At 61.5% G+C, this 11,294-nt stretch carries 13 protein-coding genes; 12 read left to right on the top strand and 1 reads right to left on the bottom strand.

The features are described from left to right. Positions 1-126 precede the first annotated feature (126 nt). The 12 genes from ffh (at position 127) to ACJA3S_RS05370 (ending at position 9,968) form a co-directional block, all read left to right on the top strand. The gene (ffh, locus tag ACJA3S_RS05315; RefSeq protein ID WP_170028509.1) at positions 127-1,503 is read left to right on the top strand and encodes a signal recognition particle protein; all 1,377 of its coding nucleotides are present in this window, start codon (positions 127-129) and stop codon (positions 1,501-1,503) included. Positions 1,504-1,762: 259 nt separating this feature from the next. Next, positions 1,763-2,014 (top strand): 30S ribosomal protein S16, encoded by a 252-nt coding sequence (rpsP, locus tag ACJA3S_RS05320; protein WP_003259424.1) that lies wholly within the window; start codon positions 1,763-1,765, stop codon positions 2,012-2,014. 5 nt (positions 2,015-2,019) lie between these two features. After that, the gene (gene rimM / locus ACJA3S_RS05325) at positions 2,020-2,556 is read left to right on the top strand and encodes a ribosome maturation factor RimM (RefSeq protein ID WP_170028510.1); all 537 of its coding nucleotides are present in this window, start codon (positions 2,020-2,022) and stop codon (positions 2,554-2,556) included. 3 nt (positions 2,557-2,559) lie between these two features. Then, entirely contained in the window at positions 2,560-3,312 is a 753-nt protein-coding gene (trmD, locus tag ACJA3S_RS05330) for a tRNA (guanosine(37)-N1)-methyltransferase TrmD (RefSeq protein ID WP_003252146.1), read from the top strand. Between the two features lie 42 nt (positions 3,313-3,354). Next, positions 3,355-3,705, top strand: a complete 351-nt coding sequence (rplS, locus tag ACJA3S_RS05335) for a 50S ribosomal protein L19 (RefSeq protein WP_003252148.1) — start codon at positions 3,355-3,357, stop codon at positions 3,703-3,705. A 93-nt stretch (positions 3,706-3,798) separates the two neighbouring features. After that, a complete protein-coding gene (locus tag ACJA3S_RS05340; RefSeq protein ID WP_170028512.1) occupies positions 3,799-4,206 on the top strand; it encodes an acyl-CoA thioesterase in 408 nt (135 codons plus the stop codon). A gap of 208 nt (positions 4,207-4,414) precedes the next feature. Then, positions 4,415-5,311 carry a site-specific tyrosine recombinase XerD gene (gene xerD / locus ACJA3S_RS05345; protein WP_186687238.1) on the top strand — a complete coding sequence of 299 codons (897 nt, stop codon included), beginning with the start codon at positions 4,415-4,417 and terminating at the stop codon, positions 5,309-5,311. Positions 5,312-5,464: 153 nt separating this feature from the next. After that, on the top strand, positions 5,465-6,208 hold the full coding sequence (locus ACJA3S_RS05350; RefSeq protein ID WP_406821073.1) for a thioredoxin fold domain-containing protein: 744 nt from the start codon (positions 5,465-5,467) through the stop codon (positions 6,206-6,208). 83 nt (positions 6,209-6,291) lie between these two features. Further along, positions 6,292-7,596 (top strand): homoserine dehydrogenase, encoded by a 1,305-nt coding sequence (locus tag ACJA3S_RS05355; protein WP_170028519.1) that lies wholly within the window; start codon positions 6,292-6,294, stop codon positions 7,594-7,596. Positions 7,597-7,650: 54 nt separating this feature from the next. Beyond that, a complete protein-coding gene (thrC, locus tag ACJA3S_RS05360) occupies positions 7,651-9,060 on the top strand; it encodes a threonine synthase (RefSeq protein WP_186687233.1) in 1,410 nt (469 codons plus the stop codon). A 130-nt stretch (positions 9,061-9,190) separates the two neighbouring features. After that, entirely contained in the window at positions 9,191-9,607 is a 417-nt protein-coding gene (locus ACJA3S_RS05365) for a histidine kinase (RefSeq protein WP_406821074.1), read from the top strand. Between the two features lie 79 nt (positions 9,608-9,686). Continuing rightward, the gene (locus ACJA3S_RS05370) at positions 9,687-9,968 is read left to right on the top strand and encodes a DUF3509 domain-containing protein (RefSeq protein WP_406821075.1); all 282 of its coding nucleotides are present in this window, start codon (positions 9,687-9,689) and stop codon (positions 9,966-9,968) included. Between the two features lie 145 nt (positions 9,969-10,113). On the opposite strand, the gene ACJA3S_RS05375 is transcribed toward ACJA3S_RS05370, so the two are convergent. Continuing rightward, positions 10,114-11,238: a DUF6708 domain-containing protein gene (locus tag ACJA3S_RS05375; RefSeq protein WP_406821076.1), complete on the bottom strand. Its 1,125-nt coding sequence runs from the start codon at positions 11,236-11,238 to the stop codon at positions 10,114-10,116. Positions 11,239-11,294: the final 56 nt, after the last annotated feature.

An 11,294-nucleotide genomic window follows, 5' to 3' on the forward strand; every position in this document is an offset into this window, starting at 1 on the left:
CGCCAGCAAGGTGTGCGCCGCCGCCGCACTTCGCTATAATCGCCGCCTTGCTGTGCCCGGCGGGTGTGCATTCCCCCCCTGGGCGCCTGACAAACCTCGGCTTTTACTGGGCCTGAAAGGATCACCATGTTCGAAAACCTGACCGACCGCCTGTCACAGACGCTGCGCCATGTCACCGGCAAGGCCAAGCTGACCGAAGACAACATCAAGGACACGCTGCGCGAAGTGCGCATGGCCCTGCTCGAGGCCGACGTTGCCCTGCCGGTGGTCAAGGATTTCGTCAACAGCGTCAAGGAGCGTGCAGTCGGCACCGAAGTGTCGCGCAGCCTGACCCCGGGCCAGGCCTTCGTGAAGATTGTCCAGGCCGAGCTGGAAAGCCTGATGGGCGCGGCCAACGAAGACCTCGCGCTGAACGCTGCGCCACCTGCCGTGGTGCTGATGGCCGGCCTGCAGGGCGCGGGCAAGACCACCACCGCCGGCAAGCTGGCGCGCTTCCTCAAGGAGCGCAAGAAGAAGAGCGTGATGGTGGTGTCTGCCGACGTCTACCGCCCGGCGGCGATCAAGCAGCTGGAAACCCTGGCCAACGACATCGGTGTCACCTTCTTCCCCTCCGACATCAGCCAGAAGCCCGTGGCCATCGCCGAAGCGGCCATTCGTGAAGCCAAGCTGAAGTTCATCGACGTGGTCATCGTCGATACCGCCGGCCGTCTGCACATCGATGCCGACATGATGGACGAGATCAAGGCGTTGCACGCTGCGGTCAAGCCGATCGAGACCCTGTTCGTGGTCGACGCCATGACCGGCCAGGACGCCGCCAACACCGCCAAGGCGTTTGGCGAGGCGCTGCCGTTGACCGGCGTGGTGCTGACCAAGGTCGACGGTGACGCGCGTGGCGGTGCCGCCCTGTCTGTGCGGGCCATCACCGGCAAGCCGATCAAGTTCATCGGTATGGGCGAGAAGACCGAAGCGCTCGAGCCGTTCCACCCCGACCGCGTCGCCTCGCGCATTCTCGGCATGGGTGACGTGCTCAGCCTGATCGAGCAGGCCGAGCAGAACATCGACAAGGCCAAGGCCGACAAGCTGGCCAAGAAGCTGAAGAAGGGCAAGGGCTTCGACCTCGAAGACTTCCGCGACCAGTTGCAGCAGATGAAGAACATGGGTGGCCTGGGCGGGCTGATGGACAAGCTGCCGAGCATCGGCGGGGTCAACCTGTCGCAGATGGGCAATGCCCAGGGCGCGGCCGAAAAGCAGTTCAAGCAGATGGAAGCGATCATCAACTCCATGACCCCGGCCGAGCGCCGTGATCCGGAGCTGATCAGCGGCTCGCGCAAGCGCCGTATCGCCATCGGTTCCGGCACCCAGGTACAGGACGTCGGCCGCCTGATCAAGCAGCACAAGCAGATGCAGAAGATGATGAAGAAGTTTTCCGCCAAGGGCGGCATGGCCAAGATGATGCGTGGCCTGGGCGGGATGCTGCCAGGTGGCGGCATGCCCAAGCTGTAACCCCTATTCCGGGTGCCTGCCGTTTGTCCGGCCGGCGCCCTGAACCCCCGCCTTGGTGGGGCAACGGCCGCGAATTTTGCGGCGCAACCGGCGAATCTGGACGGCAGGGCGGGGCCTTGCCGAAAAAGTCATTTGCAAATGTCCGTGTATTCCCCGAGAATATGCGGCCTTTTGGGCACCCGTGTGCCTATTTGGCATTCAGATTTGCAGTACCAGCTGCTGTATCAACTGCAGCACCGACTATAGGAACGATGTTCACATGGTAACCATTCGTCTGGCCCGTGGCGGCTCGAAAAAGCGCCCATTCTACCACCTGACCGTGACCAACTCGCGTAACGCCCGTGACGGCCGTTTCGTTGAGCGCGTAGGTTTCTTCAACCCGATCGCTGCTGGCGCCGAAGTCAAGCTGTCGGTCAACCAAGAGCGCGTCAACTACTGGCTGAGCCAGGGTGCACAGCCGTCTGAGCGCGTTGCTCAGCTGCTGAAGGACGCTGCCAAGGCTGCTGCCTGAGCAGTATGAACGCGACGCCAGAAAAGGCTGACGACCTCATCGTCGTTGGCAAGATTTTTTCGGTTCACGGCGTTCGCGGCGAGGTGAAGGTGTATTCCTTTACCGATCCGATTGAAAACCTGTTGGATTATCCGCGCTGGACGCTTCGGCACGAAGGCAAGGTAAAGCAGGTCGAGCTGGTTAACGGTCGTGGCTCCCAAAAGGGCCTGGTCGTGAAACTGAAAGGCCTCGATGACCGTGATGAAGCCCGTCTTCTGAGTGGTTACGAAATCTGCATTCCGCGGAGCCTTTTGCCCAGCCTGGCGGCCGACGAGTACTACTGGTACCAGTTGGTAGGCCTGAAGGTCATCAACCAGGACGAACAGCTGTTCGGCAAGGTCGATCACCTGCTGGAGACCGGTGCGAACGATGTCATGGTGGTCAAGCCCTGCGCAGGCAGCCTGGATGATCGCGAGCGTCTGTTGCCCTATACGGCGCAATGCGTGCTCGATATCGACCTGGAAGCAGGCGTGATGCGGGTTGAGTGGGACGCGGACTTCTAGACGATGGGTAACCTTCGCGTAGACGTCATCACGTTGTTCCCCGAGATGTTCTCGGCCATCACGGAGTACGGCATTACCAGCCGCGCGGTGAAACAGGGGTTGCTTCAGGTGACTTGCTGGAACCCGCGGGACTACACCACAGATCGTCACCACACGGTGGATGATCGGCCGTTTGGCGGTGGTCCGGGCATGGTGATGAAAATCAAGCCTCTGGAAGACGCCCTGGTTAGCGCCAGGCAGGCGACCGGAGCAGCGGCGAAGGTGATCTACCTTTCGCCACAAGGCCGCAAGCTGACCCAGCAGGCGGTCAAAGGCCTGGCCGAACAGGAGTCGTTGATCCTGATCGCCGGTCGTTATGAAGGCATCGACGAGCGCTTTATCGAGGCTCATGTCGATGAGGAGTGGTCGATTGGCGACTATGTGCTTTCCGGTGGCGAGCTGCCGGCCATGGTACTGATCGATGCGGTTACACGGCTGCTGCCCGGAGCTTTAGGGCATGTGGACTCGGCGGAAGAAGATTCCTTCACCGACGGTCTGCTCGATTGCCCGCACTACACCCGACCTGAGGTGTATGCGGATCAGCGTGTTCCCGACGTGTTGCTAAGTGGCAACCATGCACACATCCGGCGTTGGAGAATGAAGCAGTCCCTTGGTAGGACCTTCGAACGACGCGCCGATCTTCTGGAAAGTCGCTCGCTTTCTGGAGAAGAGAAGAAGCTGCTCGAGGAATATCTCCGCGAGCGGGACGATAGTTAAACGTATCGATGGTGGATCGCGTATCCATCTTAGGAGCACAGCATGACCAACAAGATCATCCAGCAGCTCGAAGCCGAGCAGATGAGCAAGGAAATCCCGACCTTCGCACCAGGCGACACCGTTGTCGTCCAGGTTAAAGTGAAGGAAGGTGAGCGTTCCCGTCTGCAGGCGTTCGAAGGCGTCGTTATCGCCAAGCGTAACCGCGGTCTGAACAGCGCCTTCACCGTGCGCAAGATCTCCAGCGGCGTTGGCGTAGAGCGTACCTTCCAGACCTACAGCCCGCAGATCGACAGCCTGGCCGTGAAACGTCGTGGTGACGTGCGTAAAGCCAAGCTGTACTACCTGCGCGACCTGTCCGGCAAAGCCGCTCGCATCAAGGAAAAACTGTCCTGAGTGCAGTTTGCCCGGTGGCCGCGGCCGCCTAGCGAGAAAAAAGCAGCCTTCGGGCTGCTTTTTTGCGTTTTGAAACCCGTAGATGTGATTGTCATGACCCCCCGAGACCAGGAAATCCAGCGCCGCACCGAACTGTCGGTGACCCGCGTAACCAAGGCGGTGTTCCCCAACACCACCAACCACCACAACACCTTGTTCGGCGGCACTGCCCTGGCGTGGATGGACGAAGTGTCGTTCATCGCCGCCACGCGCTTCTGCCGTTTGCCACTGGTGACCGTGTCCACCGACCGTATCGACTTCAAGCACCCGATCCCGGCAGGTTCGATCGTCGAACTGGTGGGTTCGGTGATCAAGGTCGGCAATACCAGCTTGCAGGTGCAGGTGGATGTGTTCGTCGAGAACATGTACCTGGACGGACGCGAGCGGGCGATTCATGGGGTATTCAGCTTCGTCGCCATCGACGAGGACAAGCGCCCGGTGCCGGTCTTGCCTCAGGTTTGAGCCCGTCCTGGGCCTGACCTGAACCTTGTAGAGCGGCGGCCTTGTGTCGCGATGGGCTGCGCAGCATCCCCCAGGATTTTCCGCAGCGTTGTACCATCTGGGGGCCGCTGCGCAGCCCATCGCGACACAAGGCCGCTCCGACAAGCCCGCGACAACGGGCCGGATGCTGTGAAACACTAGCCCTATCTCAAGCATCCAGCAGCTTCGAATGCCCGCCCTAGACCATCCTCTGATCGACCAGTTCCTTGATGCCTTGTGGCTTGAAAAAGGCCTGTCCGACAACACCCGCGTGTCCTACCGCAGCGACCTGGCCCTGTTCAACGGCTGGCTGCAGGAACGTTCGGTCAGCCTGCCCGACGCCGGCCGCGAGCTGATTCTCGACCACCTGGCCTGGCGCCTCGACCAGGGCTACAAGCCACGTTCCACGGCACGCTTCCTGTCCGGCCTGCGTGGCTTTTTCCGCTACCTGCTACGGGAAAAGCTGGTGGCCATCGACCCGACCCTGCAAGTGGACATGCCGCAACTGGGCAAGCCCCTGCCCAAGTCGCTGTCCGAAGCCGACGTCGAAGCCTTGCTGCAGGCCCCGGAGCTGGGCGAAGCCATCGGCCAGCGTGACCGCGCCATGCTCGAAGTGCTCTACGCCTGCGGCCTGCGCGTTACCGAACTGGTCAGCCTGACCCTCGACCAGGTCAACCTGCGCCAGGGCGTATTGCGGGTAATGGGCAAGGGCAGCAAGGAGCGCCTGGTGCCCATGGGCGAAGAAGCGGTGGTGTGGCTGCAGCGCTACCTGCGCGATGGCCGCGCCGAACTGCTCAATGGCCGCCCCAGCGACGTGCTGTTCCCCAGCCAGCGTGGCGAGCAGATGACCCGCCAGACGTTCTGGCACCGCATCAAGCACCACGCCAGGGTAGCTGGCATCGACAAGCCGTTGTCGCCGCACACCCTGCGCCATGCCTTCGCCACTCACTTGCTCAACCACGGCGCCGACCTGCGGGTGGTGCAGATGCTGTTGGGCCACAGCGATCTGTCGACCACGCAGATCTACACCCATGTCGCCAAGGCCCGCCTGCAGCAGTTGCACGCCCAGCATCACCCGCGTGGATGAATGTTTTTCATGTTCCGCCGACCGGTCCTAGCAGGGCCCTTCATTGGCAGTGTGATGTGGTAGGCTTGAGCGGTTTGCACCAAGGGCCGCATTGTCAGCGCGCATTTTGCGCAGCTGACGCCCTCCGGCCCCTGTCCGCCTTCAGGAGTTCCCATGCGCGTGACCCAGTTTTTCGCCGCCGCCGCGTTGGCGCTGGCCAGTACCTTTGCCGTTGCCGCGGCAACCGATAGCCCTGCCGGCGCCGAGCAGGCCATCCGTAAATCGTTGCAGAACCTCGAGCTGGAAGTGCCGGTAGAAAGCGTGGCCAGCAGCCCGGTCAGCGGCCTGTATGAAGTCAAGCTGCAGGGTGGCCGCGTGCTGTATGCCAGCGCTGACGGGCAGTTCGTGATGCAGGGCTACCTGTTCCAGATCCAGGACGGCAAGCCGGTCAACCTGACCGAGAAGGCCGAGCGCCTGGGTATCGCCAAGCTCATCAACGGCATTCCAGCCGCCGAGATGGTGGTTTATCCTGCCAAGGGCGAGACCAAATCGCACATCACCGTGTTTACCGACACCACCTGCCCGTACTGCCACAAGCTGCACGCCGAAGTGCCCGAGCTCAACCGCCGTGGTATCGAAGTGCGTTATGTCGCCTTCCCGCGCCAGGGCCTCGGCTCGCCGGGTGACCAGCAGTTGCAGGCCGTGTGGTGCTCCAGCGACCGCCGTGCAGCGATGGACAAGATGGTCGAGGGTGAGGAAATCAAGGCTGCCAAGTGCGCCAACCCGGTCAGCAAGCAGTTCCAGCTGGGCCAGTCGATCGGTGTCAACGGCACGCCGGCGATCGTGCTTGAAAGTGGCCAGGTCATTCCGGGCTACCAGCCGGCACCGCAGGTGGCCAAGCTGGCACTGGCCAGGTAATCCAATTCAGTGCGCCGTCGTCATGGGGTGACGGCATGTTTCACGGCCGGCAAAGGTGTCGGCCGTTCAATGGGGAGTTCACAGTGAAACCGGTCAAAGTAGGCATCTGTGGGTTGGGGACCGTCGGTGGCGGTACCTTCAATGTACTTCAGCGCAACGCCGAGGAGATTGCCCGCCGTGCCGGGCGCGGTATTGAAGTGGCACAGATCGCCATGCGCTCGCAGAACCCGAACTGCCAGATTACCGGTACCCCCATTACCGCTGACGTGTTCGAAGTTGCCAGCAACCCGGAGATCGACATTGTCATCGAGCTGATCGGTGGCTACACCGTGGCCCGCGACCTGGTGCTCAAGGCCATCGAAAACGGCAAGCACGTGGTCACCGCCAACAAGGCGCTGATTGCCGTGCACGGCAACGAAATCTTTGCCAAGGCGCGCGAGAAGGGCGTCATCGTCGCCTTCGAAGCCGCCGTGGCCGGTGGCATTCCGGTGATCAAGGCGATCCGCGAAGGGCTGTCGGCCAACCGTATCAACTGGCTGGCCGGCATCATCAACGGTACCGGCAACTTCATCCTTACCGAAATGCGTGAGAAGGGCCGGGCCTTCCCTGACGTTCTGGCCGAAGCCCAGGCGCTGGGTTACGCCGAAGCCGACCCGACCTTCGACGTCGAAGGCATCGATGCCGCACACAAGCTGACCATTCTCGCCTCGATCGCGTTCGGCATCCCGCTGCAGTTCGACAAGGCCTACACCGAGGGCATCACCCAGCTGACCACTGCTGACGTGAACTACGCCGAGGCCCTGGGCTACCGCATCAAGCACCTTGGTGTGGCGCGCCGCACCGCCGACGGCATCGAGCTGCGGGTACACCCGACGCTGATCCCGGCCGACCGCCTGATCGCCAACGTCAATGGCGTGATGAACGCGGTCATGGTCAATGGTGACGCTGCCGGCTCCACCCTGTACTACGGCGCCGGTGCCGGCATGGAGCCTACCGCTTCGTCGGTGGTCGCTGACCTGGTCGACGTGGTGCGGGCGATGACTTCCGACCCGGAAAACCGCGTACCGCACCTGGCCTTCCAGCCGGACTCGCTGTCGGCCCACCCGATCCTGCCGATCGAAGCCTGCAAAAGCGCCTACTACCTGCGCATCCAGGCCAAGGACCACCCGGGCGTACTGGCCCAGGTGGCCAGCATCCTCTCGGCGCGCGGCATCAACATCGAGTCGATCATGCAGAAGGAAGCCGAGGAACAGGACGGCCTGGTGCCGATGATCCTGCTCACCCATGGCGTGGTCGAGCAGCACATCAACGATGCCATCGTCGCCCTGGAAGCCCTGCAGGACGTGGTCGGCAAGGTCGTGCGCATTCGCGTCGAACAGCTCAATTAATTTTGCCGTCGGGCCGCCTGCGCGGCCCGGCCCCAGTATCGAAGGTTTGCACCCATGCGCTATATCAGCACCCGCGGCCAGGCACCGGCCCTGAATTTCGAAGACGTCCTGCTGGCCGGCCTGGCCAGTGACGGCGGCCTGTACGTGCCAGAGAACCTGCCACGCTTCACCCAGGAAGAAATTGCCTCGTGGGCCGGCCTGCCGTACCACGAGCTGGCCTTCCGGGTCATGCGCCCGTTCGTCGAAGGCAGCATCGCCGATGCCGACTTCAAGAAGATCCTCGAAGAAACCTATGGTGAGTTCGCCCATGCCGCCGTGGCGCCGCTGCGCCAGCTGAACAGCAACGAGTGGGTGCTCGAGCTGTTCCACGGCCCGACCCTGGCGTTCAAGGACTTCGCCCTGCAACTGCTGGGGCGCCTGCTCGACCACGTACTGGCCAAGCGCAACGAGCGCGTGGTGATCATCGGTGCCACCAGCGGTGACACTGGCTCCGCCGCCATCGAAGGGTGCCGCCGTTGCGACAACGTCGACATCTTCATCCTGCACCCGCACCAGCGCGTGTCGGAAGTGCAGCGTCGGCAGATGACCACCATCTTCGGCGACAACATCCACAACATCGCCATCGAAGGCAACTTCGATGACTGCCAGGAAATGGTCAAGGCCAGCTTCGCCGACCAGTCGTTCCTCAAGGGCACCCGCCTGGTTGCGGTGAACTCGATCAACTGGGCGCGGATCATGGCCCAGATCGTCTACTACTTCCACGCCGCCCTGCAGCTGGGTGGCCCGGCCCGTTCGGTCGCGTTCTCGGTACCGACCGGCAACTTCGGCGACATTTTTGCCGGCTACCTGGCGCGCAACATGGGCCTGCCGGTCAGCCAGCTGATCGTCGCCACCAACCGCAACGACATCCTGCACCGCTTCATGAGCGGCAACCAGTACGTCAAGGAAACCCTGCACGCGACCTTGTCGCCGTCGATGGACATCATGGTGTCGTCCAACTTCGAGCGCCTGCTGTTCGACCTGCACGGCCGCAATGGTGGCGCGATTGCCGAGCTGATGGCGAACTTCAAGCAGGGCGGTGGTTTCAGCGTCGAACAGGACCGCTGGACCGAAGCTCGCAAATTGTTCGACTCGCTGGCCGTGACTGACGAGCAGACCTGCGAAACCATCGCCGAGGTATTCGCTGCCACCGGCGAGGTGCTCGACCCGCACACCGCGATTGGCGTCAAGGCCGCGCGCGAATGCCGGCGCAGCCTCGACACGCCGATGGTGGTCCTGGGTACCGCGCACCCGGTGAAGTTCCCGGAAGCGGTGGAGAAGGCCGGTGTGGGCAAGGCGCTGGAACTGCCGGCGCACCTCAGCGACCTGTTCAGCCGTGAAGAACGCTGCACGGTGCTGGCCAACGACCTGAAAGCTGTGCAGGGCTTTGTCAGCCAGCACGGGAACCGTGGCAAGCCGCTGTAATCGCGTTACTTGCTGGGGCCGCAAGCGGCCCCAGCATCTCAGCCTTTTCCTTCGCCCCTCTCAGAAAAATCCTATTCAGGTCGACCTTCACAACGCCTAGATTAGCCGGCTCTCCCCCCAGGAGCGGCTCATGCACCAGCCCTACGTGTTGATCCACCAGGCTCGCCCATCGCACCAGATTCTTCTGCACCAGGCTCTCAACGCCCAGGGTGTGTTCGACGTGCGGGTCAGCGCAACCAGCACTGAACTCGCTGCTTGCCTGGCTGTGGAGCGTCGCCCCGACCTGCTGATCCTCGACCACGCCATGCCCCCTCAGGCCGGCCTGGCCTTGCTCGAACAGCAGCGTGCACGCGCCTTGTTGTTTGTCGGCCACGCTAGCGACGAGCAGCAAAACCTTGCCCAGGAAGCGAGAAGCCGCGGCCTGTGGGTGCTCGCCGAATTACCTTGGCCGCTCTCGATGCCACGCTTGCAGCATGCCTTGAAGGCACTGCAGGTACGCCCCTGGCGACGTATTCAAACTGTCACGTGCACCCCGCATGCTCATTGATGCAGGCGCGATGTGACGAACTTTCCGCTGCGTCTGTTGGTCAGTTCCTTTATATCCCACCACGCAGCGAGTGATCCGGATGGAAAGAATCTGCAGACTGCTCAACGAAGCCCTGACCCCCTACCAGGCCGACCTTGGCGCCGCCGATGCCCAGGGTAATCGCCAGTTGACCGTGCGCGACCCGTTGGCCGACACGATCTTGCGGCGTACGGTCAGCGAACGCCAATTGCAGGAACATCGCCTGTTGATAGACCTGGTGGATGGCTTGCACCGTGACTTGCAGATCGCCGAGGGGCGTTTGCAGCCTTGTGTCATCGCAGCACTGCAGCAGCGCCAGCAACCCCCAGGAACCTTTGCCTGACTGGCTGCTCAGATATGGTAGGGCAGCCAGCCAATGCTTTGCTCCGGCGTTGGCAGGGTTGCCGCAGGAAGTCCCCAAGGACTTTCGCTTGGCCCCGGACGTGCTCCCCAGCGTCCGGGGTTTCTTTTGTGTGGGCTGGTCGTTTCTATACAGTCGGTGTGTTTTTTTTCGCCTTCCGTGTTTGTTTGTCTGGACGCCTGCCGGGTTTGAGCTGCCAACGATCGGCATTGGCGAGCAGGCGCTCCTGGATCGCTGGCGGGTAATCGGCAAGGGTTGTCACAGGCGGGACGGGTTTACCGGGCCTGCCGGCCTCGCGGATCACCTTTGGCCAACGTGGTCGCCAGCACAGCAGCAGGCTGAGCCAGTGGCCGGTACCAATGATGACGAAGGCGGGCCAGACCATGAGCAGCACGACTTTGAACAGCCAGCTGCTCTTTCGGAAGAAGCGGCCGAGCCCTTCGAACTGGGCGCTGAATGCTTGGACGGGCGAGGGCAACTGCGTGCTCAGGCGGGGGCGGGGGACGGCGTCCGGACCTTCTTCCATATAGCGGCGGATGAACTCCCACTCGTCACGTAGTTCGCTCCCGCCTTGGCCTTGCTTGCCGAGCAGGGCCATTTCCATATGCGGGAGACCGGTAAGGCTGGGGTGCCAGACCAGGCCAAGTCTCATGCCGAGGCTGAGAGAGTCATCTTCGGGGTAAAGAGCCGTGCTCCCGGTGGTTTTCCATGGAAATGTTACGATACCACCGCAGTAGCTTGGTCTATGGAGGTGGACTTTCTGGGTTTTTCGATTGAAGCGAATTAAAAGATGGCGGCTGGTTAGCATTTCCAGTCGAGTATAGGTTACGCCATATTTCGTGTATATATATAGCACCGCCCCAGCGGCTGAAGTCATAATCACTGTGAGCAACACCATTAAAAGCGAGCGCGTCTCGTGATCTGTTATGTCTGTCCAAAGAAAATTTAAGGCGGTGATCGTCAAGACGCTTATTGTGGGTAAGACACCACCAAGTGTTGCAAGCGTAAGAAGGCCACGCTTTTCTTCTGATCCACCGCATCGCATGTCCATGAAAGTATCGTTAAATGCGAATACTGGTCCGCGCGCATGGGGCTTTTCGCTGACAGGCTGAAAGTGAATGTCTTCTAGATCACTTTCATAAAAATCTTCAGCAGCTTTTTTCTCTTCGGGCGACATCTCAGCTTCATGTGCTTTTCGCTTGGCTTCCGACTCGGTCGCCATTTGCCATAGACCCCATTCAATCAAATACATTTAAAAGGACTCGCTGGGGAAGCTAATTCTTCCCGCTGTTCTTGGGAGTGAAGTTT

This window comes from Pseudomonas sp. KnCO4, from assembly GCF_045344305.1.
GTDB classification, from domain to species: Bacteria; Pseudomonadota; Gammaproteobacteria; order Pseudomonadales; family Pseudomonadaceae; genus Aquipseudomonas; species Aquipseudomonas anuradhapurensis.